This window comes from Streptomyces sp. NBC_00252 (assembly GCF_036187565.1).
Taxonomy (GTDB): domain Bacteria; phylum Actinomycetota; class Actinomycetes; order Streptomycetales; family Streptomycetaceae; genus Streptomyces.
This window is the reverse complement of the sequence record NZ_CP108087.1, coordinates 450,167-473,866: the sequence shown is the minus strand read 5'-3', so window position 1 is coordinate 473,866 and position 23,700 is coordinate 450,167. Positions and strand designations below refer to the sequence as shown.

17 protein-coding genes are annotated in these 23,700 nt (G+C 71.3%); 10 read left to right on the top strand and 7 right to left on the bottom strand.

What is annotated here, in order from left to right; all coding sequences use genetic code 11:
* Positions 1-8: 8 nt before the first annotated feature.
* Both OHT77_RS02050 and OHT77_RS02045 read right to left on the bottom strand, forming a co-directional pair.
* The gene (locus OHT77_RS02050; protein WP_328826169.1) at positions 9-1,103 is read right to left on the bottom strand and encodes a DUF1996 domain-containing protein; all 1,095 of its coding nucleotides are present in this window, start codon (positions 1,101-1,103) and stop codon (positions 9-11) included.
* A 261-nt stretch (positions 1,104-1,364) separates the two neighbouring features.
* Positions 1,365-1,622, bottom strand: a complete 258-nt coding sequence (locus OHT77_RS02045) for a hypothetical protein (RefSeq protein ID WP_328826168.1) — start codon at positions 1,620-1,622, stop codon at positions 1,365-1,367.
* 186 nt (positions 1,623-1,808) lie between these two features.
* On the opposite strand from OHT77_RS02045, the gene OHT77_RS02040 reads away from it, so the two are divergent.
* Positions 1,809-4,361: a discoidin domain-containing protein gene (locus OHT77_RS02040; RefSeq protein ID WP_328826167.1), complete on the top strand. Its 2,553-nt coding sequence runs from the start codon at positions 1,809-1,811 to the stop codon at positions 4,359-4,361.
* A 159-nt stretch (positions 4,362-4,520) separates the two neighbouring features.
* On the opposite strand, the gene OHT77_RS02035 is transcribed toward OHT77_RS02040, so the two are convergent.
* A complete protein-coding gene (locus tag OHT77_RS02035) occupies positions 4,521-5,120 on the bottom strand; it encodes a TetR/AcrR family transcriptional regulator (protein ID WP_328826166.1) in 600 nt (199 codons plus the stop codon).
* 161 nt (positions 5,121-5,281) lie between these two features.
* Between OHT77_RS02035 and OHT77_RS02030 the strand changes: the two genes are divergently transcribed.
* On the top strand, positions 5,282-5,902 hold the full coding sequence (locus tag OHT77_RS02030) for a hypothetical protein (RefSeq protein WP_443047891.1): 621 nt from the start codon (positions 5,282-5,284) through the stop codon (positions 5,900-5,902).
* A gap of 307 nt (positions 5,903-6,209) precedes the next feature.
* On the opposite strand, the gene OHT77_RS02025 is transcribed toward OHT77_RS02030, so the two are convergent.
* Positions 6,210-6,608 carry a nuclear transport factor 2 family protein gene (locus OHT77_RS02025; RefSeq protein ID WP_054229745.1) on the bottom strand — a complete coding sequence of 133 codons (399 nt, stop codon included), beginning with the start codon at positions 6,606-6,608 and terminating at the stop codon, positions 6,210-6,212.
* Between the two features lie 499 nt (positions 6,609-7,107).
* Between OHT77_RS02025 and OHT77_RS02020 the strand changes: the two genes are divergently transcribed.
* Genes OHT77_RS02020 through OHT77_RS02010 form a run of 3 tightly spaced genes read left to right on the top strand, consistent with a single transcriptional unit; the run spans position 7,108 to position 9,535 of the window.
* Entirely contained in the window at positions 7,108-7,911 is an 804-nt protein-coding gene (locus OHT77_RS02020) for an alpha/beta fold hydrolase (RefSeq protein WP_328826165.1), read from the top strand.
* Positions 7,911-9,188 carry a PP2C family protein-serine/threonine phosphatase gene (locus OHT77_RS02015; protein ID WP_328834121.1) on the top strand — a complete coding sequence of 426 codons (1,278 nt, stop codon included), beginning with the start codon at positions 7,911-7,913 and terminating at the stop codon, positions 9,186-9,188. The genes OHT77_RS02020 and OHT77_RS02015 overlap by 1 nt, the downstream gene beginning before the upstream one ends.
* Positions 9,189-9,199: 11 nt before the next feature.
* Positions 9,200-9,535 (top strand): STAS domain-containing protein, encoded by a 336-nt coding sequence (locus OHT77_RS02010; protein ID WP_328826164.1) that lies wholly within the window; start codon positions 9,200-9,202, stop codon positions 9,533-9,535.
* Between the two features lie 154 nt (positions 9,536-9,689).
* Here OHT77_RS02010 and OHT77_RS02005 read toward each other — a convergent pair whose 3' ends face one another.
* On the bottom strand, positions 9,690-10,091 hold the full coding sequence (locus OHT77_RS02005; protein ID WP_328834120.1) for a winged helix-turn-helix transcriptional regulator: 402 nt from the start codon (positions 10,089-10,091) through the stop codon (positions 9,690-9,692).
* 127 nt (positions 10,092-10,218) lie between these two features.
* Between OHT77_RS02005 and OHT77_RS02000 the strand changes: the two genes are divergently transcribed.
* The 3 genes from OHT77_RS02000 to OHT77_RS01990 all read left to right on the top strand — a co-directional run bounded on the left by OHT77_RS02000 (position 10,219) and on the right by OHT77_RS01990 (position 15,786).
* Positions 10,219-11,076, top strand: coding sequence for an SDR family oxidoreductase (locus tag OHT77_RS02000; protein ID WP_328826163.1), 858 nt, complete (start codon positions 10,219-10,221; stop codon positions 11,074-11,076).
* A 76-nt stretch (positions 11,077-11,152) separates the two neighbouring features.
* A complete protein-coding gene (locus tag OHT77_RS01995) occupies positions 11,153-12,139 on the top strand; it encodes an SMP-30/gluconolactonase/LRE family protein (protein WP_328826161.1) in 987 nt (328 codons plus the stop codon).
* A 68-nt stretch (positions 12,140-12,207) separates the two neighbouring features.
* Positions 12,208-15,786, top strand: a complete 3,579-nt coding sequence (locus tag OHT77_RS01990) for a BTAD domain-containing putative transcriptional regulator (RefSeq protein ID WP_328826160.1) — start codon at positions 12,208-12,210, stop codon at positions 15,784-15,786.
* Between the two features lie 17 nt (positions 15,787-15,803).
* Here the strand turns inward: OHT77_RS01990 and OHT77_RS01985 are convergent, their stop codons facing one another.
* Positions 15,804-17,219, bottom strand: a complete 1,416-nt coding sequence (locus OHT77_RS01985; protein WP_328826158.1) for a ricin-type beta-trefoil lectin domain protein — start codon at positions 17,217-17,219, stop codon at positions 15,804-15,806.
* Positions 17,220-17,385: 166 nt separating this feature from the next.
* On the bottom strand, positions 17,386-18,018 hold the full coding sequence (locus tag OHT77_RS01980; RefSeq protein WP_328826157.1) for a response regulator transcription factor: 633 nt from the start codon (positions 18,016-18,018) through the stop codon (positions 17,386-17,388).
* A gap of 250 nt (positions 18,019-18,268) precedes the next feature.
* On the opposite strand from OHT77_RS01980, the gene eccCa reads away from it, so the two are divergent.
* Both eccCa and eccD read left to right on the top strand, forming a co-directional pair.
* Positions 18,269-22,300 carry a type VII secretion protein EccCa gene (gene eccCa, locus OHT77_RS01975; RefSeq protein ID WP_328826156.1) on the top strand — a complete coding sequence of 1,344 codons (4,032 nt, stop codon included), beginning with the start codon at positions 18,269-18,271 and terminating at the stop codon, positions 22,298-22,300.
* Entirely contained in the window at positions 22,297-23,694 is a 1,398-nt protein-coding gene (gene eccD, locus OHT77_RS01970) for a type VII secretion integral membrane protein EccD (RefSeq protein WP_328826155.1), read from the top strand. Before eccCa ends, eccD begins: the two co-directional genes overlap by 4 nt.
* Positions 23,695-23,700 lie beyond the last annotated feature (6 nt).

The following is a 23,700-nucleotide window of genomic DNA, read 5'->3' as shown; positions in this document are numbered from 1 at the left end:
CGGGCTCCTTACGGCAGTCGGTAGTTCGCGTCGAGCGCGGCGCCCGCCTCCGGGTGGGTCTGGTCGTAGCCGCGCGCGTCGCACTGCAGCCCGCCGACGACGCAGTGGTCGACGAGTGCCTTGAGCGTGGGGGCGTCCCAGGCGTTGAAGAAGTCGTAGTGGAAGCTGTGGCCGGTACCGCTGGCCAGCCGCACCTGCGACATGTCGCCGTTGACGGGGAAGGCCATCTTGAACTCGATCATCGGCAGCGCGACCGGGTGGTCGGCCGGGCACATGTTGTCGTTCGTGCCGGGCTTCACGATGGGGTAGGCCATGTGGCTCTTGTGGTCGGGGGTGTCGAGGTACTTGCCGTCCCAGCAACTGGGCGCCTGGAAGCGGATGTTGAGCTGGACGTCCGCGCGGTTCGGGCAGGTCGAGGGGAACTCGGTGTTGAAGAAGCTGTCACCGCACTCCCAGCCCTCGACGAAGCCGGGGTGGTGCCGGAACTCGTCGGCGCTCTGCGTGGGGCTGCCGACGACGAAGCGCAGGCCCTTGGGGAACGGCCGGACGCTCGTGTAGTCGGTGACCCCGGCCTTGTAGTAGATGACCTGCGGGCCGACGGGAAGGATCTGCTGGTTGCCGTTGTAGAGCGTGGGCATCCAGTAGCCGGACAGGTCGCCGGGAGCCTTGCACGTGGTGCCGCCGGCCGACAGCGAGGCGGTGGTGCTGTTGGCGTCGGTCGTCGTGTTGCCCATGAAGGTGTGGTCGTGGGACTTGCCCGGCTGCTGCGGATAGACGATGGGGTCGTCCGGCCGGGTGTGCGTGACCGAACAGTTGGCCTGGAACTCGTGGAAGTAGGCGTGCGGCGGATTCTGCGTGGACGGGGTCACGCCGGTGACCGGCGGGTTGGCGGGGATGTAGCCGTCGCCGTCCGGGTCCTCGGGGGAGTTGGCCGTGGACGCGGCCATCGCGTGACCGGAGTGGGTGGCCGCGAACGACTGCGCGGCCGCGGTGTGCGGTGCGGGTGCCCCGGCGCTGATGGCGACGCCGCCGAGGCCGAGCGAGGTCAGCAGGAGCGCGCCGGTGATCAGCGTGGCTGACAGGCCTTTCGATCTCCTGGACATGGAGACCTCCTCCTGAACGGTGGGGGTGTCAGAGGTGGTTGCCCGGTGCCCTCATGACGTGACGTCCGGCGAGATGACGTGACGTCGGACGCGCTGGTGCGAGGGGATGCCGGGAGAGGATGGGAGAGCGCTCTCCCGCCGAGGAGTGTTGGGGCCATGTCATCAAGGTGTCAAGGGATCCGGCAGAAGTGGACGCCACCGGTTTTCAACTCCCGTAGCGCTGCCGGAAGTTGAGACTCACGGGTTAAATCAAGACGTGAACTAAGCGTCGCAGGTGAGGCCTTGGCCGATCGACCCGCCCCGACCGCCGGCTCGGTGGAGGGGGAGTGGGGGCGGGACCTGCTCCTGGCGGTAGCGGCGCTTCGCGGGTATGTCACCGCCCGGTGCCGCCTCGACCCCGGTGCCGCCCCGCCTCGCTTCGCCTTCAAGGCTTGACGGGATCCGCGCCGTGTCCGCTTCGTCCGCCCCGCCTTCGTCGAGGTCGTGCGGTTCTCGGTGGTCCGCCGACTCGGCGTTCATGAAAGGAAGTTAAGAAACTCGCGTCACGACTCTTGCCACCCCGATGGTTCATTCCTTAAATCAAACCGTGAACTAAGTACGACGTACGGCCAGTTCGTACAGACCGAGCGCTGGGCAGAGCCTGCCCCGGCGTTCCGGTTCCGTGTGTCCGCTTCGCTCGTCACCCCACCCGCATGGAGTCACGGCATGAAACTCAGATCCTTGGGTGTCGCGCTGGCCGCAATGGCCGCGCTCGTCACCCTGCCCCTGCACAGCAGCCCGGCCGCAGCGGCGGACCTGCCGCTGTCCCAGGGCAAGACGGCCACCTCGTCCTCCGACGAGAACGCGGGCACCGTCGCCGCCAACGCCGTCGACGGCAACACCGCCACCCGCTGGTCCTCCGCCGCCACCGACACCCAGTGGCTCCAGGTCGACCTCGGTTCCACGGCCACCATCACCCAGGTCGTCCTCAACTGGGAGACCGCGTACGGCAGCGACTACAAGATCCAGACGTCCGCGGACGGGAACACCTGGACCGACGTCAAGTCCGTGACCGGCGGTGACGGCGGCACCGACACGCTCGACGTCTCCGGCCAGGGCCGCTACGTCCGGATGGCCGGCGTCCACCGCGCCACCCAGTACGGCTACTCCCTCTGGGAGTTCCAGGTCTTCGGCAGCACCGGCGGCACCACCACTCCGCCCGCCGGCTGCGACACGGCCAACGCCGCCCAGGGCAAGACGGCGACGGCCTCCTCCACCGAGAACGCCGGCACCCCGGCATCGGCCGCCTTCGACGGCAACACCGGCACCCGCTGGTCCAGCGCCGCCGCCGACCCGCAGTGGATCCAGGTCGACCTCGGGTCGTCCCAGAGCCTGTGCCGGGTCGACCTCAACTGGGAGGCCGCCTACGGCAAGTCCTTCCAGATCCAGGCCTCGGCCGACGGCCAGACCTGGACCACGCTCAAGTCCGTCACCGACGGCACCGCCGGCTCGACGTCCTACGACGTCTCCGGCCAGGGCCGCTATGTGCGGATCAACGGAACGGTCCGTGGCACCGGCTACGGCTACTCGCTCTGGGAGGTGGCTGTCCACACCGGTTCGGGCGGTGGCAGCGGTCCGGTCCAGGGCGGCGGCGACCTCGGCCCCAACGTGATCGTCGTCGACCCCTCGACACCCAACCTCCAGGCGAAGTTCGACCAGGTCTTCGCGCAGCAGGAGTCGAACCAGTTCGGCACCGGCCGCTACCAGTTCCTCATGAAGCCCGGCACCTACAACGGGATCAACGCGCAGGTGGGCTTCTACACCTCGATCTCGGGCCTCGGCCTCAACCCCGACGACGTCCACATCAACGGTGACGTCACCGTCGACGCGGGCTGGTTCAACGGCAACGCGACCCAGAACTTCTGGCGTTCGGCGGAGAACCTGTCGATCACGCCTTCCAACGGCACCGACCGCTGGGCGGTGGCCCAGGCGGCCCCCTTCCGCCGCATCCACGTGCAGGGCGGCCTCAACCTCGCCCCGAACGGCTACGGTTGGGCCTCCGGCGGCTACATCGCCGACTCCAAGATCGACGGTACGGTCGGCCCGTACTCCCAGCAGCAGTGGTACACCCGTGACAGCTCCGTCGGCGGCTGGACCAACGGCGTCTGGAACATGACGTTCTCCGGCGTGCAGGGCGCTCCGGCCACCAACTTCGACTCCGGCCCGTACACCACCCTGGACAACACCCCGGTCTCGCGCGAGAAGCCGTACCTCTACCTGGACGGCAACGCGTACAAGGTGTTCGTGCCCGCCAAGCGCACCAACGCACGCGGCGTCTCCTGGCCCAACACGGCCGGTTCGTCGATTCCGCTGGACCAGTTCTACGTGGTCAAGCCCGGCGCGACCGCGGCCACCATCAACACCGCCCTCGCCCAGGGTCTGAACCTGCTCTTCACCCCGGGCGTCTACCACCTCGACCAGACCATCAACGTGACCCGGGCGAACACCGTCGTCCTCGGTCTCGGCCTGGCGACCATCGTTCCGGACAACGGCGTCGACGCCATGCACGTGGCCGACGTCGACGGAGTCAAGCTCGCCGGCTTCCTGATCGACGCCGGCAGCTCCAACTCCAACACCCTGCTGCAGATCGGCCCGGCCGGCAGCTCCGCCGACCACTCCGCCAACCCGACCACCATGCAGGACGTGTTCGTGCGCATCGGCGGCGCGGGCCCCGGCCTCGCCACCAACTCGGTCGTGGTCAACAGCGACGACGTCATCGTCGACCACACCTGGCTCTGGCGCGCCGACCACGGCCAAGGCGTCGGCTGGGAGACCAACAGAGCCGACTACGGCCTCGTGGTCAACGGCGACGACGTCCTCGCCACCGGCCTGTTCGTCGAGCACTTCAACAAGTACGACGTGCTGTGGAACGGCGAACGCGGGCGCACGATCTTCTTCCAGAACGAGAAGGCCTACGACGTCCCGAACGCCGCGGCCATCACCCATGACGGCATCGTCGGCTACGCGGCCTACAAGGTCGCCGACTCCGTCAACGTGCACGAGGCATGGGGCCTGGGAAGTTACTGCAACTTCACCTCGGACCCATCGATCGTGCAGGCCCACGGCTTCCAGGTGCCGGTCAAGACAGGGATCAAACTGCACGACATCCTGGTGATCTCCCTGGGCGGCAAGGGCCAGTACGCCCACGTCGTCAACAACACCGGCGCACCCACGTCGGGCACGGACACCGTTCCTTCGAAGATCACGTCGTTCCCCTGACGGTGACCGCGTCGGCGGTCTGACCGCCGACGCCGAGCACTGACAGGGCGCGGATGCCGGGTTCTCCTTTGGGGAGGGGGCCCGGCATCCGCATGTCGCTGATCCGGAACGCGGTCGCGAGCGCGGCGAACGCAGAGCGGCCGAGGTAGCCGTCGGCGTCTACTGTGCGGCTGTCGCCGCTGCGCCCGTGCGCAGAATGCCCTCGACGCCGTGCAGGAACGTCTCGCAGATCAGCGTCGGGTCGAAGAGGCAGCCGGCTGCCATGGCGCCGTCACGGAGCATGACGAAGTGCCGGCCCGCGGCGTCGGAGGGCACGCAGCCGGCCTCTTCCAGCAGCTGCGTGGCGGTGTCCAGGAACCACTGCCGATGAGCCAACACGACCTGGTGGACGGGGTGCGCCGGGTCGGGATACTCCGCCGCCGCGTTGAGAAAGGCGCAGCCTCGGAAACCGGGGGACTGGATGCCCTCACCGATGGACCGGCTCACGGCCCTGACCTTGTCGGCCGCGGACAGATCCCCGGCCCGGGCGGCTTCCACCTGGGCCCGGATGCCGCGGTCGGCTTCCTGGAGGTAGGAGACGATCAGCTCCTCCTTGCCCTTGAAATGCCGGTACAGGGTGGCGCGGGTGACCTGGGCCTCCGCGATGATCCGGTCCACGCCGACGGAGTGGATCCCCTCGGCGTAGAAGATCCGGGTCGCCGTGCCGAGCAGCCGCTCCCGCGCCCCGGACGTGCCCTCGACCTCTGTGCTCGCACTCATGCCGTCACCCTATCAACCGGTGAGGGAGAACGTTCGGTCTTGACAGGCGGAGGCGGGGAGCCCTTTGATGGAAGAGCGAGACCGAACGTTCTATCTCACTCTGTCCCGTCGTGAACTTCCGTCGTTCGCCGCTTCGCCCGCCTTCGCCGAAAGGACCTTCCGTGAACACCTCTCCCGCAGCCCCTGCTTCTGCCCCCGCACCTGGTCTCGCCCTGGCCGTGAGTGACACGGCGGCGCTGCGCCGCCTGTACTTCCTGCGCTTCGCGTTCGCCGTGTTGTGGGCCGCCCTGCTGTTCGCCTCGGCCGGTGATCTGGGTCCCCTGAGCGCGACCCTGTTGGTGATCTATCCGCTGTTCGACGCGGCGTGCGCGGTCGTCGACGTCAGGTCCGCCAGGGCGCATAGCGGGCCGGTGCGCGGTCTCTACGCCAACATCGCGCTCAGCACCCTGACCGCAGCGGGGTTGGCGGCTGCCGCGACCTCCGGCATTCCGGCCGTGCTCCGGGTCTGGGGTGCCTGGGCCGTCACCGCGGGGCTGGTCCAACTGCTTGTAGGCGTCCTGCGCCGTGCAATGGGTGGGCAGTGGCCGATGATCGTCAGCGGCGCCATCTCCACTCTCGCCGGTTCCTCCTTCATCGCCCAGTCGGCCAAGGACAACGCCTCCTTGAGCACCCTGGCCGGTTACGCCACGCTCGGCGGCGTCTTCTTCCTCATCTCGGCACTCCGCCTGGGGCGAGCCGGCAGGGCTACTCGGCTTCCTGGAACTGCCGATCGCGCGGTGTAGTCGGAGAGCGCTTGAGGGTGCGGGCGGGTTGCGGCAGCTGCTTCGTGGGCTGGCGCAACCCGGTTTTGTCTGTCGACGCTGGTCCTCAACTCCCGGGTTCGCGAAGGGAGTTCATCCCCTTCTCCACGGTGAAGCTGCGGACGATGGGCGGACCACTGCCCGACGCCCATATGCGAGCGCGCGCCGGCGACAACCCCGCTCGGTGCGAGGCGACTTGGGAAGGTCACTCAGTTCAACCCGAGCTCCGCTGGGTGCGTGACGGTCCGCCCTGGCTCGCGCTCCTCGGACAGTCGTGGCCTGCGGACCCTCAGGGCTGGTCGTACCAGGAGAACGCCGCGATCCGCCAGCCCTCCGGGGTGCGGACGAACTGGATGGTCTTGGTCCCGCCGCCCTCGAACGGCTCGCCGTCCAGGATGCCGGCCTTCCGGTACTCGCCGAAGCGCGACGCGATGTCGCCCGCGATCTCGGTTCGCTCGGAGGTTTCCCACTCCGAGAACTCGACCAACCGGCCGTCGGCGAGCAGGCGTTCGCGCGGCTCGATGAACTCGTCCACGGTGTAGACCGTGTACTTCGGCCCGGTCAGCACGATCACACCACCAGGAATGACGAGCCGGCGGATCCGGGCCACGTCCGCGGCCTTGCCGCCGCGGTTGTCGAAGGCTCCGAAGAACTCGGCGGCTATCGCGTCGATCTCGATCTTGGACATGGCGCGACGGTAACACCGGCAGGGGGAGGCGGTACGAACTCATCGTCGACGAGCTGACCGCAAAGGTGCACAACGCGCTCTCGGCGCCGGTCACCGCCCTCTACCCGGCTCTCGCGCAGTAGCCGGAGCTTGAATTCGCGTTGCCCTTGTTGGTGAGGGAGAGCCCGATTCCGGCGAGCATCCGTCAAAGGCGCGGGGCGGAACGGCTCTTCCTCATCACGCTGGATCAACTCGAAGAACCGTTGGCCGGATGGACCGTCGAACTCCCGGCCGCGCCCCTGTCTCCCGTCTCGCCCGCGAGGCCGTCCATCGACCGGCAGCAGCAGGTCAGCGCCTTGGGATACGTGCGAGAGGGGAACACCGGTGCGGCTGAGAACATCCCTTTGTGTGGGATAACGGGAGAATCAGGCGCCCGCATTTGTGAGGGCGTTGTGGGGGTAGGCGAAGGTGACCGCCGCTGTGCCGGAAAGGGCGAGCGGGCTTTGAGAAAGTGGTGGGCATGGACATCGGTCACAGGAACAACGTCACCATCACCGGGAACCCCGAGGGGCGCACGGTGGTGCTGGCGCACGGGTTCGGTTGTGACCAGAACATGTGGCGGCTGACAGCGCCGGCCCTGGCCGAGGAGTACCAGGTGGTGCTCTTCGACTACGTGGGCGCGGGCCGCTCCGACCTCTCCGCCTTCTCCGAGGCTCGCTACTCCTCCCTGGAGGGCTACGCCCAGGACGTGGAGGAGATCTGCGAGGCGCTCGACCTGCGGGACGCGGTCTTCGTGGGCCACTCCGTCAGCGCCATGATCGGCGTCCTGGCCGCCGCTCGCGTCCCTGAGCGCATCGGGGCACTGGTGATGGTCGCTCCCTCTCCCCGCTACATCGACGACGTCGGCTATCACGGCGGATTCAGCGCCGAGGACATCGACGAACTCCTGGCCTCTCTGGATTCGAACTACCTGGGCTGGTCGGCCGCGATGGGTCCGGTGATCATGGGCAACGCGGAACGTCCCGAACTGGGGCAGGAGCTGGTCACGAGCTTCTGTGCCACCGACCCTGAGATGGCGAGCGTTTTCGCCCGCACCACCTTCCTGTCGGACTCGCGCGCCGAGCTGAAGAGCGTGCAGGTGCCGACGCTGGTGCTGGAGAGCAGTCAGGACGCCATCGCTCCCCGCGAGGTCGGAGCCTTCGTCCACCAGGCGATCCCGGGCTCCGCCCTGGTCACCCTGGAAGCGACCGGACATTGCCCGCACCTGTCCGCCCCCGAGGCCACCAACCAGGCGATCACGAAGTTCCTGGACGGCCTTCGATGATGTGCCGAACCGACCAGGAGCCCGATCCCCAGCGGGGCAGCGGAGACGAGCAGACCTCCAACGCGGCGTTCGCGGCGCTGCTGGAGGACAGCGTCGAGGAGCTGTACGAGAGCGCCCCGTGCGGATATCTGTCCACCCTGATGGACGGCACCATCGCCAAGATCAACACGAGGCTGCTCGAGTGGCTCGGCCTGGCGGAGGACGACGTGGTGGGCCGCATGCGGTTCACCGACCTGCTCACCGTGGGCGGCAAGCTGTACCACGAGACGCACTTCGCGCCGCTCCTGCAGATGCGCGGCGAGATAGGAGGCATCGCGCTGGAGATGAAACAAGCCGGCGGCGGACGGATGCCGGTCCTGGTCTCCTCCGTCGTCAAACACGGCGCCACCGGTGGGCCCCTGCTGATCCGCACCACCGTCTTCGACGCGCGCGACCGCCGCGCCTACGAAGAGGAACTGCTGCGCGCCCGCAGGGCGGCCGAAGCCGCCCACCGTCAGGCCGAGACCGACCGGGCCCGTCTCCAGGACGCCCTCGCCGCGCTCCAGCAGTCCCTCCTGCCCGACCGACTGCCCTCGGTGCCCGGGGTCGAGACAGCGGTCCACTACCGCACCGCCTCCCCCGACCACCTCGGCGGGGACTTCTACGACCTTTTCCCCATCGACGGCAAACGCTTCGGCTTCTTCCTCGGTGACGTGTGCGGCAAGGGCCCCCAGGCCGCCGCGGTCACCTCATTGGCCCGCTACACCCTGCGCGCCGCCGCCCTGCACGACCCCGATCCCATCTCCGCCCTGTCCACCCTCAACCAGGCGGTCTACGAGCGCTACACCAGCGGGGACCCGCGCTACTGCACCACCGTCTTCGGCACCATCGAACCCGACCTCGCCACCGGGCACGCCACCATCCACCTCGCCTCGGGCGGCCACCCTCCAGCGCTCGTCCTGCGCGCGGACGGTGCTGCCGACTTCCTGCCGACCCCGGGCGGCCTGCTCGTCGGCATCCTTCCGTCCGCGCACTTCGTCACCGCAACCGCCACCCTCGGCCCCGGCGACACCCTCCTGCTCTACACCGACGGTCTCACCGAGGCCCGCACGGGTGAGGACCGCAGCGCCCTCTTCGGCGACGAGGCCCTGCGCAGTTTCACCGCCCGCCACGCCGGCCGGCCCGCCCAGGCCGTCGTAGAGGCGCTGATCGGGCTGCTGGACGACTTCGCCGACGGACTGGAAGACGACACAGCCTTGCTGGCACTCGGCGTGCCCGCCCCTCAGCCACAGGAGTGAAGCCCTTTCCCATGAGCCCACTGAATCTCACCGTCCATGCAGCCCCGACCGGCACCGTCGTCGCAGTCGTCGGGGAACTCGACTACGCCACCGCCTCCGAACTGCGGGAGCTGATCAGCGGTCTGACCCTCCGACCCGGCCAGCGCCTTGTCCTGGACCTGGGCGGCATGGAGTTCTGCGACTCCAGCGGTCTCACGGCCCTGATCATCGCGCACAATCTCACCAAGGCTGCCGGCGGCGACCTCGTCCTGACCGACATCCCCGCCCACACCCAGCGCGTACTGCGCACGGTCGGCCTGGACCAGATCTTCGGTATCAGCTCCGACAGCGACGCGGCAACCGCCTGAGCCGCGCGTGCCGGTGCGGGCAGGCGCTGAGCGCTTGTCAGTGGCGGGGGAGAGGTCGATCCGCTCTGGGGCGGCTCGGCAGGTCGTGTGCGGGGTCGGGCTGAGACGCGAGCCCGCCGGCTTCACCGCTGCCCGCACTTCCCGATCCGATCCCCTAGCGTTTTCCGGCGCGGCCGTCGTACTCCTCGCGGGCGGCGAGGACTTCCTCGATATGGCCGACCGACCATTCCGTGAGCGCCTTCAGGGGACCTCGCAGCGTCTGGCCGAGCGGGGTCAGCTCGTACTCCACGCGGGTCGGCACCTCGGGGTACACCGTCCGCAGGACCAGGCCGTCGCGTTCGAGGGTGCGCAGCGTCTGGGTGAGCATCTTCTCGCTCACTCCCGCCAGCTGCTGCCGCAGCCGGGTGAACCGGCACGGTCCGTGCCTGCCGAGTTCCCCGAGCACGAGAACCGACCACTTGCTGCCGATCTGGTCGAGCAGGTCACGCGAAGGGCAGCCACGCGCGTACGGGTCCCATGACGGTATGGGCTCGGTCACATCCTCGGCGGTCGCCACACTGCTCACCTCATTGCTTTCCTGCGGGTTGCCACCTTACCGAGAAGTGGCTCCTTACCAAAAGAGAGTGACCAGTTCAGGCTATGTCTCGTGCCGCGGGAGGTCCGCGGCAAGAAGGGACAAGCCCATGTCGATCGTGATCACCGGAGCCTCCGGTCAGCTCGGCGGACTCACCGTCGAAGCACTGCTGGCGCGCGGAGTGCCGGCCGCCGACATCGTCGCGACCGGCAGGGACATCGCCACGCTCAAGGGCTTCGCCGACCGCGGCGTCGTGGTGCGCCGGGCCGACTTCGCGGAGCCGGACAGTCTCGCGGCAGCCTTCGACGGCGCGGACCGGCTGCTGCTCATCTCGACCACGACCGTGGACGAGCGGGTCGCCAACCACCGCCGGGCCATCGACGCGGCAGTGGCTGCTGGCGTCTCGCTGGTGGCGTACACGAGCATGTCGCACGCGGACAGGGCCACCACGATCCTCGCCGCCACCCATCGCGCCACGGAGGAGTACCTCCGGGAGCGCGCCGTCCCCGGCGTGATGCTGCGCAACAGCTGGTACTTGGAGAACTACACCGCCCAACTCCCGCAGATACTGGGCAACGGAGCAGTTGTCGGGGCGGCCGGCCAGGGCAGGATCAGTGCCGCGTCCCGCGCCGACTACGCCGACGCCGCAGCGGTCGTACTGACCACCGAGGGCCATGCCGGCGAGGTGTACGAGCTGGGCGGCGACGAGGCGTTCACCCTGGCCGGGCTCGCGGCGACGATCTCGGCCGTCAGCGGGAAGCGGATCACGTACACCGACCTCCCGGCCGACGGACTCACCCAGGCGCTGACCCGTGCAGGCCTGCCCGCCGAGTTGGCGCACGTCCTCGTCGACGCCGACCTCGGCATGAGCCGCGGCGAGTTGTTCACCGCTTCCGGTGACCTGCGGCGCCTGATCGGACGGCCGACCACGCCGCCGGCCGACGCGATCGCCGACGCACTCCACTGACGGGGCCTACGGCCACCGACTCGCTTCTCTCACTTGCCCACGTCCCTCCCGGTCACCCGGGGAAAGGTCCTCGATCATGTCCACCCGCACCACCGCGCACGCCACTTGGCAGCGCACGCTCCTGACCCTCACCTCGGCGTCCGCCGCCCTGGCTGCCCTCACGCTTCCCGCCACTGCCGCGCCCGCCCACGACCGCGAGGGCAACGACCACACGATCACGGTCGACGGCAGCGGGGCCTTCCCCGAGAGCGTCGCGGCCGACCGTCACTACGTCTACACCGCCAGCATCGCCGACGGCACCGTCTACCGCGGGCGCCTGGGGGCGAAGACCCTGGAACCCTTCCTGCCGGGCGGCCAGGAGGGCCGTACCCAGGCCACCGGGATCAAGACCACCGGCAACCGTCTGCTGGTCGCCGGCGCTTTCACCGGCCGCTTCTTCGTCTACACGAACACCGGGAAGCTCGTCTCCTCCTACACCGTCCCCGACACCGGCACGCCGACCCTCGTCAACGACCAGACCGTCGCCCCCGACGGGGACGTCTACATCACCGATTCCTTCCGAGCCGTCGTCTACCGGATCCCGGCCGCCGAGGTGAACGCCCCCGCCACCGGCGCGCATCGGACCCTCGAGGTGGCCTACCGCCTGCCGGACTACGTGGCCGGCCAGTCCAACGGCAACGGCATCGTCACCACCCCCGACGGCAAGTCGCTGATCATCGGCTACTGGTACAGCGGCGCGCTCTACCGGCTCACCCTCGCCACCGGCGAGATCCACAGAATCGCCGCACCGGCTCTGCCGAGCGCCGACGGGATCGCACGGAGAGGGAACACCCTGTACATCGCCCGTTCCGTGAACAACGAGGTCGACGCCCTGCGCCTGTCCGGCGACGGCACCCGGGCCGCCGTACTCTCCGCCCGCACCTACCCCGGAGCGGACACCACCACCGGTGTCGCCGTGAGCGGCAACCGGCTGCTGGTGACCAACTCCCAGATGGACACCTTCTTTTACGGCGATCCACTGACCAGCCCGGTCTTCACCCTGGACAGCCTGCCGCTGCGCTGACCCCGCACCTCTGACACGCGACGGAGCTCCTCCGAAGGTAAGGAGTCAGGGCTGTAGATTGACGGGTCATGCTCAACGTGAAGATCCTGGGAACCATCGGCGCGGACATCGACGGTGCGCCGGTCAACCTGGGAGGTCCCCGGCAGCGGGCCGTCCTCGCCCTCCTGCTGGCCGACCGGGGTCGTGTGGTGTCCGTCGACGGACTCATCGACCGTCTGTGGCGGGGGCGGCCCCCGGAGAAGGCGGCGGCCTCCCTGCATGTCTACGTGTCCAACCTGCGGCGCGCGCTCGAACCCGGCCGACCGCCCCGCACCCCGGCCGGCGTCCTGGTCAGTGCCCCGCCCGGGTACGCGCTGCGGCTGCCCGAGGACGCGGTCGACGCCTGGCGGTTCGAGGCGGCGGTACGGCGGGCTCGCAGGGCCCGCGGGGCAGAGGCCCGGCGGCTGCTGGAGGAGGCGCTCGGGTGGTGGCACGGAGCGGCGTACGGCGAGTGGGCGGACGAGGAGTGGGCGTCGGCCGAGGCCGCCAGGCTGAACGAACTGCACCTGACGGCACGGGAGATGGCGATCACCGCGACCCTCGCCACGGGAGCCGCGCGGGAGGCGGTGCCGGCGGCCGAGGCGCTCGTACGGGAGCACCCGCTGCGCGAGGAGGGCTGGCGGCTGCTGGCCCTCGGGCTCTGGGCCAGTGGACGCCGCGCCGACGCGGTGGCCGAACTGCGGCGGGCGGCAGGCGTGTTGGCCGCCGAACTCGGCCTGGGGTTCGGCGGCGCGCTGGCCGAGCTGGAGGGGGCCGTGCTGGCGGGGCGCACCGAGTTCCTGCGTGCGGCGGTACCGGCGGAGGCAGCGACGCCGGAAGCCCTGGAACCGGTGGTGACCGACTCGTCGGCGCCGGATCGGGGTGCGCCGTCCGGCGGAGTGGGGGATCAGGTGGGCGTCGTCCTGCCGGACGACGAGCTGTTCGTGGGCCGGGACGACGAACTGCGGGCCTTGGAGAAAGTGGCGCGCGAGGCCCGGCGGGGCGGCGGTGTGGTCCTGGTGACCGGCGACGCCGGGGCCGGCAAGTCGGCGCTGCTCGGTCGGTACCAGCGGCGGCTGCGGGAGCAGGGCTGGACCGTCGTGGTCGGCCGCTGCCCCGAGTTCGACGGCGCCCCCTCCGCTTGGGCCTGGGTGGAGGCGCTCGGCGCGCTCGCCCGCCGGACCCCTCCCACCGACCCGGCCGCGCTCGGCGCCCTGCTCCAGGAGGCCGGCTACGGCGAACGCGAAGAGGGCGAGTCCGCGCCCGGCGGCGATATGGCGGAGGGATTCCCGGGACGGGACGACACGGCGTCCGTCGGACGGTTCCGGCTGCACCGGGCGTTCAGCACCTGGCTGCGGGAGGCCGCCGCGGACGCACCCCTGGCCGTGGTCGTGGACGACCTGCACCGGGCCGACGGCGAGACGCTGGCCCTGTTGGAAAGGACCGCCGAGCTGATCGGATCGCCGGTACTCGCGATCGCCGCGTACCGCCCGGCCGACGCGGGGGAGAGGCTGACGAAGACGCTCGCCGCACTCGCCCACCGCTCGCCGTACCGGCTGGCCCTCGGCGGACTGCCCTTACCTGATGTGGACGCCCTGGTCAGGGCGGTGTGCGGGAAGCAGGTCGACGCGGCGACCATCGGCGCGCTCGCCGACCGGACCGACGGCAACCCCTTCTACGTCCGGGAGAGCGCGCGGCTGCTCGCCAGCGAGGGCGCCCTGGTGGCGGTGTCCGAGGTCCCGCAGGGCGTGCGTGACGTGCTGCGGCGTCGGCTGCGGCAGTTGCCCGAGGGTGCGCTGGCCGTCCTCCAACTGGCCTCCGTGGTGGGCCGCGAGATAGAGATCTGCGTCCTCGTGGAGGCCGCGGACCCCACGCGGCACGACGAGCACGCCGTGCTCGACGCCGTCGAGGCGGGTGTGGTGGCCGGGCTGCTGACCGAACCGGCGCCCGGCGTGGTCCGGTTCGCGCACGCGCTGGTCCGCGACACCCTGTACACCGACCTCATCGGCGTGCGCCGGGCCCGACTGCACGCCCGGCTCGCCGAGGTGCTGCGCAGACGCCGTCCGGACGACCTCGCCGCCCTCGCGCACCACTTCGCCCGGGCCGCGAGCAAACAGACCGCGTCGCTCGCCGTCGCGTACTCGCTCGGCGCGGCCGACCAGGCCGAGCGCCGCTATGCCCACGACACGGCGGTCCAGTTGCTCACCCAGGCCATCGAGTCCTTCGCGCTGATCCCCGCCGACGCGGACGGTGCCACGGTGAACGGCCGCTCCGGGCGGCTGGTAGCGCTGTACGGCCGCCTGCTGCGGGCCGAGATACGGGCCGGAGCGATCGTGGCGGCACGGCACACCCGGCAGCGCGCCTTGGAGGCGGCCGAGGGCGTCGGGCACGACGAGTTGGTCGCGGCGGCGCTCGGCGTGTGGGGCGGACAGGGGCCCGCCCTGAGCGGGCCGCAGGGGCTCGCCGAACCGGCGGCGATCGACGCGTTCGTCGACGTCCTGACGGCCCGTGCGGACCTGGATCCGGCCGTCCTCGGCATCCTGCCGCCGGCCGTTGCGGACGACCTGCCCCGCCACACGAGGGGCGGCGCACCCGCCGTACGCCCCGAAGGAGAGAGGAAGGCCACGGGGCCGCAGGTCGCGCACCACGGCGTGGAGTCGATGGGCGCGGCGGACGCGTGCGGTGGGGGAGCGGCGGAGGAGAGTTCCGAGGCCGATCGCCGACTGGTCGTGGCCCGGGCCGTGGGGGATCCGTTGCTGCTCTCCTCCGCGCTGACGGTGGCGGCCGCGGTGAAGCCGGAGGGGTTCTCGGACCGCCGCGCGTTGCTGGCGGCGGAGTTGCGCGTCCTCGGCTACGCACACGACCTGCCCGCCAACAACTGGGTGCGCGAGCACACCGGGGCCATGGCGGCCGGGGCCCGCAACGACGTCGAGAGGGTTCGCCGGCACACCAGGGACGGGCGGGCGATCGCCGGACGGCACCGCCTGGTGGAGGCCGAGGCGATCAACCTGCTGACCCTCGCCATGCTGGCGCACGTCGAGGGCCGCTTCGCCGAGTCGGAGGCCGGTTACACGGAAGTACGCGACCGGTTGCGCTACCACGGCTCGCCGTTCGGCGACTTCGTGTACGTCGTGGGGCTGACGTCGGTGCGATTCGGCCAGGACCGTCCGCGTGCGGCCGAGCCCCTGCTGCGGTCCCTTCTGCCCGGATCGGTGCCCATCGCCGAACTCGCCCTCGGTGTCGCGCTCGCCCGGCAGGGCGAGCACGCACAGGCCCACCTGTTGGGCGGGCACACTCCGACCGTGGTCCCCGTCGTCCCCGACCACCTGTACGGCATCGCCCTGTCGCTCCGGGCCGAACTCGCCTTCCTGCTGGGTGACATGACCACCGCGCGGGAGCTGATCCCGCTCCTGCGGCCGCTGCGCACCCAGCTGGCCGGCGCCGCCAGCGTCTCCTTCGCCACCCGCCCCTTCGCCCACTCCCTGGGGGAGTTGCACCGGCTTCTGGGCGACGAGGACGAGGCGCTACGGCAGTTCGCCCGCGCCGAGGACGTGGCGCGGCGATGGGGCTCGCGGCACCTCGCGGAGGCGGCGCGGGCCGCCTCGCAGGAGCGGGCCGCCCGGAGGTGACGTGACGGCGGCGGGGATCAGCCCAGGTGCCACTTCTGGTTGGACGTCCCCCCGCAGGTCCACAGCTGGAGCCGGGTGCCGTTGCCGGTGCCCGAGTCCTTGGCGTCCACACACTTGCCGATCACGGTGTTGACCAGGTCGTGGGAGCCGTTGAGGTTGAAGCGCTGGGCCCAGCCGCCGTTGCAGGTGGCCAGCTGGATGGCCGCGCCGTCGGACTCCGAGGCGTTCGCGATGTCCAGGCACAGGCCCATGGACCGCACGCTGCCGTCGGACTTGAACACCCACTTCTGCCAGGCGTCGCCGTCACATCCCCACAGCCGCAGCGGGGAGCCGTCCACACCGGAATGGGCGCTCACCTCGATGCACTTCGACGATCCGTAACCGACGAGCTCGTCGCCGGCAGCGCCGGCAGCACCGGCAGCGGCCGGCTTCGACGTCGGGGTCTTCGTGGTCGTGCTGCCCGATCCGGTCCCGCTCTGTGCGTCGGCGTCGGCGGCGTGGGCCGCCTTGGTGCCGGACGCCTTGTCGGGGTGCGCGGCATCCGCCACCGGGGACGAACTCCCCTCGGCGTGCGGGCCCTTGTCCGTACCGGCCTTCGACCCCTTCGTACGGTGGGCCGGCCGGCCGCTGCCCGAGGGGGAGCCGGTCTGCCCCACCGAGCCGCCCGCCGTGAGCTGCGGGACGGCGCCGTCGCCGACGCTCGCCGCCCGCGGACCGGAGTCGTCGTGGTCCGGCATCGAGATGAACGCGGCGCTGCCGATCCCGATGACCAGCAGGGCACAGCCGGCGACCGCGACACCGACCACTCGCGCGCTCCGCTCCGGGCGCACGTCCCCGGCACCCGTTCCGCGCTGTCCGCCGGAGTCACCCGACCCCGTCGTGCGCGGCCGGAACAGCGAGCCCGGCGCGGCGGACGCTTCCTCGGCAGGCGGCTCGGCCGCAGTGGTGGCCACCGATGCCGCGGCGGGCGCGGGCTCGGCCGGCCGTGCCGCCCTGGGGCGGAACAGCCCGCCGGGTGCGGCAGGTTCGGGTGCGGTGGGGGATGCCGGAGCGGGCGTCGGGCTGTCCGGCCGTGCCGCCCTCGGGCGGAACAGTCCGCCCGGTGCGGCGGGCTCGGCCGCGGGGCTGGAGGCGGGAGCGGACGCGGGCGTCGGGTCGTCCGACCGCCTCGTCCTCGGCCGGAACAGCGTGCCCGGCGCGGAGGAGGTCTCGTCCGTGCCCGGCGCGGGGTCGGAGGCCGTCCCGGTCGCCGGTGTGCCGTCGGGTGTGCTCACGCCGTCAGGAGCGGAACCGTCCTCGGAGGGCGACACGGGCTCCTCCTCCGACGCGTCCCCCGGCCCGGACGTCGGCTCGGTCTCCCGAAGCCACGGCAGCGGCCGTTCCCAGAGGGCCGGCTCCTCCGGTGTCTCCGGCTGCCCCGCTGTGTGCTCCATGTCTGCCTGCCCGTCTGCGTACTCGATGTTCCCCGGCGGGCGACGTTAGGGGCGCCGGTCGTGGACACCCGCCGGAAGGCGTCGGTTCTGCCCCGCCGGACCGCAAACCCTTCCCCTGCGGACCGGACGACCGGGGTGCCGTACCCCTCGCACGGTTTCCGACCGGCTACAGCGTCCCTGTGCGGAGCGCGTACGCGACCGCGTGGGTGCGGTTGCGCAGGCCGAGCCGGTTCATCATGACGCTGACGATGCTTTTGATGGTGCGCTCCGAGTAGTTCAGCTTCTGGGCGATCTCGGTCGTCTCCAGCCCCTCGGCCAGCAGCCGCAGCACATCGACCTCGCGGGTCTCCAGGCCGGACGCGGTCAGCCCCAACGGCCCCAGCACGTCGCGCTCGACCGTCATGAGATGGTCGAGGAGCTGCCCCTGGACCGGGTGCGGCAGCGCCGCCCCGCCCTCGGCCACCGCGCGCACGGACTCCACGACCTTGTCGTACGTGGTGTCCTGACGCCACATCACCCCGCGCAGGCCGAACCGGACCGCCCGCAGCAGATGGGCCTCCCCGATGTGCCCGGTGACCAGCACGATGCCCGGGCCGGGACGGGTCGAGCGCTCGGCCACCGACTCCATCAGCAGCATGGTGTCCTCGGTGACGTCCGGCGTGATCAGGAGCGCCACGTCCGCGTTGCGGTGTTCCTCCTGCGGCAGCACCGTCAGATCCGGATACCTGCGCAGGCACCAGACGGCCCCCTCACCGGTGATCGGGTCACTGGCCAGGACTGCTATCGAGATCGTTCCCAACGTTCTTGCTTTCCTTCCGGGCGCGGACCGTCGCCCTGGACGGGCGGGCGGCGATCGTCACCGGGCGGCCTTAAGGCCGACTTGGCGTGTACTTGGCGAAGCTGCCCCTGCGGCCAGGCTTCGCTGCCCGCGCGGGCGGACATCCGCCCGTACGTCACGGTCGCGGGCGACCCTCTGCCTACGCTCCACGCGCGGATCCGGTCGTGGATCCCGTTGCGGGAACGCCAGCAGAAGCAGAGAAGAGAGCACGTTGAGCACCGTCGTCGCCAAGCGCTCGCCGCGTGCCGAAGGTCCCCCGATGCCGGAGGGGCAGGTGGAACTCGCCGAGCCCCCGGTGCTCGGCGAACCGGCCACCGCCGACTTCGGCTCGGTCATGACATACCTGCCGATGGGCCTGGGTGCAGGCGCCATGGTGCTGATGTACTCGGTCGGCAGCGGCGGTCCGTCCATGTACATGATGACCGGGATGATGGGCGTCGCCATGATCAGCATGACGCTGACCCAGATCGGCAGGCCCGGCGCGGACCGACGCCGCCGCATGCGCGCCGAACGCCGGGACTATCTGCGCTACCTCGCCCAGAAGCGTGCACAGGCCCGGCAGGCGGCCGACGACCAGCGGGCCGCGCTGCTGTGGGACAACCCCGACCCGTCCGACCTGTGGGCGCTCGCGGCCGGCCCCCGCCTGTGGGAACGCAGGCCCGGGCACGAGGACTTCGGCCGGATCCGCATCGGTCTCGCGACCCGTCGCGCCGCACTGGAGTTCCTGCCGCCGCAGACCAAGCCGGTGGAGGACCTGGAACCGCTGTGCGCGATCTCGCTGCGCCGGTTCACCAAGGCCCACCAGACCGTGCCCCTGCTGCCGGTGCCGGTCTCCCTCCAGCGCTTCACCAGCGTCGAGTTCACCGGGGAGATCGAGGAGGCGGTGGCTCTCGCCCGCGCGCTGCTCGGTCAGTTGGCGGTCCTCCACTCCCCGGACGAACTGCGGGTGGCGGTCCTCGGCGACGAGGCGGCCCACCACGACTGGGACTGGCTCAAGTGGCTGCCGCACAACGCCCACCCGGCGGAGGAGGACGCGGCCGGAGCGGTGCGGCTGGCTGCCGGCGATCACGACGAACTCCTCGATCTGCTCGGGCCCGATGTCCGCGACCGTCCCGACCACGACGTCACCTCCTCGCCCAGCGTCGCCGAGCCCTTCACGGTCATCGTCGCCCAGGGCGTACAACTGCCCGCCACCTCAAGGCTGTTGGGCGCCGGGATACGCGGGGTGGTGCTGCTCGACCTCACCGGCGCGATGCCCGGCGGACCCAAGGTGCTGCGGCTCACGGTCCGCGCCGGCGAGGTGGGCTTCCCCAGCGGCACCGAGAACGTCAGCGGCCGTGCCGACCGGCTCGGCCCCGTCGAGGCCGAGCAACTGGCCCGGGCCCTCGCCCCGATGCGTACCGGCGGCGGCGTCGACCTGGTCGACCGGCCCCTGGAATCCGACTTCGACCTGGCCACCATGCTCGGCATCCGTGACGTACGCGCCTTCGACGTCGCCGCCAAGTGGCGTCCTCGGCTGGCCCAGGACGCCCGGCTCAAGGTGCCGATCGGCGTCACCGAGGACGGCGAGATCGTCGAGCTGGACCTCAAGGAGTCCGCACAGGGCGGCATGGGCCCGCACGGCCTGCTGATCGGCGCCACCGGCTCCGGCAAGAGCGAACTGCTGCGCACCCTCGTCACCGGCCTGGCCGCCACCCACTCCTCCGAGATCCTGAACCTGGTCCTGGTGGACTTCAAGGGCGGCGCCACCTTCCTCAACATGGACCGGCTGCCGCACACCTCCGCCGTCATCACCAACCTCGCCGACGAACTCCACCTCGTCGACCGCATGCGGGACTCCATCAACGGCGAGATGATCCGCCGTCAAGAACTGCTGCGGGAGGCCGGATACGCCTCGCTCTTCGAGTACGAGAAGGCACGCGCCGCCGGCGCGAGCACCCTGGCTCCGCTGCCCTCGCTGCTGGTCATCGTCGACGAGTTCTCCGAACTGCTTGCCAGCAAGCCGGAGTTCGTGGAACTGTTCGTCTCCATCGGGCGGCTCGGCCGCAGCCTGGGCGTCCATCTCCTGCTGGCCTCCCAGCGGTTGGACGAGTCCCGCATCCACCGCGTCGAGGGCCACCTCTCGTACCGGCTCGCCCTGCGCACCTTCTCCTCGATGGAGTCGCGCAGCGTGATCGGCACCTCCAGCGCCTACGAACTGCCGTCCGCCCCCGGCAACGGCTACCTCAAGGTCGACACCACCAACCTCGTCCGGTTCAAGGCCGCCTACGTCTCCGGAGCGGCGCCCGCACCGGCCGGCCCCGAGGAGACGGCGCACCGGACGGCCGCGGCCCGAGAAGTGACCGCCTTCGGACTGGAGCGACACGGACCGCCGGCCGCGGACCGCGAGACGGAGGAGGCCGCCCGGCTCGTGTCGCTGGCCGAGGAGGCCCTACGCGACCAGGGCGTCGGCGCCGGACCCGAGCAGGACGGCGGTGACGGCGGCGAGGACAGCCTGCTGGAGGTCTTCGTCGGACGGCTGGAGGACAGTGGTCCGCCCGCCCGGCAGGTCTGGCTCTCCCCGCTGTCCGAGTCACCCGGCCTTGACCAGCTGCTGCCCGGCATCGTGCCCGACCCGGACCGCGGCATGGGCGCCGCCGATCCTCGCGTCCAGGGCGCGCTGCGCGTCCCGTTGGGCATGGTGGACCGCCCGTTCGAGCAGCTCCGCGAACTGCTCGTCGCCGACCTGTCCGGCGCCGACGGCCATCTCGGCCTGGTGGGCGCACCGCAGACCGGCAAGTCCACCCTGCTGCGCACCCTGATGCTGTCGCTGGCCCTGACCCACACGCCCGCCGAAGTCCAGTTCTACTGCCTCGACTTCGGCGGCGGCGGTCTCGTCTCCACCGCCGGACTCCCGCACGTCGGCTCCGTGGCCACCCGACTGGAACGCGACCGGGTCCTGCGCACCGTCGAAGAACTCACCCAACTCCTGGAACAGCGCGAGCAGTTGTTCACCTCCCGGGGCCTGGAATCGATGGCCGCCTACCGGGCGCTGCGCGCGGACGGCACGATCGACGACCCCTTCGGCGACGTGTTCCTCGTGGTCGACGGCTGGGCCACGCTCCGCCAGGACTACGAGGACCTCGAACGGCGGATCATGGAACTCGCCGCGCGCGGCCTGTCGTTCGGGCTGCACATCGTCGCCTCCGCGGTGCGCTGGTCCGAAGTGCGGCCCCGGCTGCGGGACATGCTCGGCACCAAACTCGAACTGCGGCTCGGCGACTCGATGGAGTCCGAGGTCGGCTCCCGCGCGGCAGCCGGCGTCCCGCACCGGCCGGGACGCGGACTGACCAGCTCCGGACACCACTTCCTGTCCGCACTGCCCCGCCTCGACAGCTCCTCGCGCACCGACGACCTGACGGCCGCCACCAAGGCCGCGGTCGCCGAGATCGACACCTTCTGGACCGGCCCCCGGGCTCCTGGCGTACGCCTGCTGCCGACGAGACTCGACGCCCGCAGGCTGCCCGCGCCGGCCGACACGCGCGACCTGAAGTTCTGCGTTGGCTGGGACGAGCAACGCCTCGCCCCCGTCTGGCACGACTTCGGCGCCACCCCGCACCTGCTGGTCTACGGCGACGGCGAGACCGGCAAGACCAACGCGCTGCGGCTGGCCATCCGAGCCATCACCACCCGCTACCGGCCCGAGGAGGCCAGGATCCTGCTGGCCGACCCCGGCCGCGGACTCCTCAAGGACGTACCGGACGAGTACCGCGTCGGATACGTCGTCGACAGCGACGCGCTCGGCAAACTCGCCGACAGCGCCGCCGTGTCCGTCGCCAAACGACAGCCCGGCACCGATGTCTCCCCGGAGCAGCTGGAGAAGCGCGACTGGTGGACCGGACCGCTGCTGTTCGTCCTCGTCGACGACTACGACCTCTTCTCCGGCGCGCCCGGCACCCCGTCACCGATGCTGCCGCTGGTGCCCCTGCTCGCGCAGGGCGCGCACATCGGACTGCACATGGTCGTCGCCCGCTCCACCTCCGGCGCCATGCGGTCCGTCATGGACCCGCTGATCCGCCGGATGTGGGAGCTGGGCAACCCCGCACTGCTGTTCTCCTACCCCAAGGAGGAGGGCAAGTTCATCGGCGAGGCCAAGCCCCGCACCCTGCCCGCGGGCCGCGCCCAGCTCGTCACCCGCCGCACCGTCCAGCTCGTCCAGACCGGCCTGGTGTCGGCGGCCCCCCTCCCCACAGGAGCACGATGACCACCGCCGTACCCCTGCCCGCCCGGACTGCCGAGGTCTGCCGCCTCACCGTGGAGGCACCGGACGGCCGCGCCGACCTCGCCGTCCCCGTCACCACCCCCGTCTCCGCCCTGCTGCCGGTGCTGCTGCGCCACACCGCCGGGGGACCCGACACCCAGGGCACCCCCTGGACCCTGCAACGGCTCGGCGAAGACCCCCTCGACCCCGAGGCGACCCCCGAGAGCGCCGGGCTGCGCGACGGCGACGTCCTGCACCTGCGTCCGGCCGAGGCGGCGCTGCCCGCCCTGCACTTCGACGACGTCTCCGACGGCGTCGCCCACACCGTCGGCTCAGGACCAGGCCGCTGGCGCCCCGAACTCACCCGCAAACTCGGCCTCGCCCTGGCCAGCCTGGCGCTGGCCGCGCTCGCCGCCGCGCTGCTCGGCGCGGGCCCCGGCCCGCTCACCGCCGTGACCGCCGGAGCGATCGCGCTGGTGCTGGCCGCGGGCTGCGCGAGCGCCGCCCGTATGCACGCCGTCCCGGGCGCGATCCTCGTCGCGGGCGTCGGCGCGTTCGGCTTCGCCGCACTGGCCGGCACGACCCTGCGCGAGGGCCCGTCCGGCGGCTTCGCCCCCGGCACCACCGGAATCCTCGTGGCCGCCGGATGCGTGGTCGCCCTGGCCGGCGGGCTGCTCGCCCTCGGAGCACTGCCCCTGGTCGTACCCGGGACCGTCCTGCTCACCGCGGTCGCCGCCGCCGTCGGGGCCGGCCTCGCCGAGACCGCCGGACTCCACGGTTTCCAGGCCGCCTCGGTGGTCGCGGTCGGCCTGTTCGTCCTCGGCCACCTCGCCCCCCGGCTGGCCCTGCGCACCGCACGGCTGCGCGTGCCCCAACTCCCGCACGACGCCGAGGAACTCCAGCAGGACATCGAGCCCGAACCCGGTGAGCGGGTGACCGGCCGCGTCACCGTGGCCACCGCCTGCCTCGACGCGATCGGCATCTCCTCCGCGCTGGTGTGGGCGGTGGCCCTGTGGCTGCTCGCCGACCGCGAACACGGCTGGACGGGCTGGCTCCTTCCCCTCTGCCTCAGCCTCGCCGTCCTGCTCCGCGCGCGAGGCACCAACGGCACCCTCCAGCGGGTCCCGGCCGTGCTGGCCGGCGCCTACGGCCTCGGGCTCGTGCTCATCGTCCGGGTCGCACCCACCGGCCCCGTCGGCCGGGCCTCCGTCCTCGCGGCGCTGCTGGCCGCCGCGCTGCTGCTGCTCGTCGGCGCCTGGCGGCTCCCGCGGGCTCGGCTGCTGCCGGTGTGGGGACACCTCGGTGACCTGCTGGAGACGGTCACGGCGATCGCGCTGCTGCCGCTGCTGCTCCAAGTGCTGCACGCCTACACCTACTTCCGCGGCCTCGCGGGCTAGGAGCGG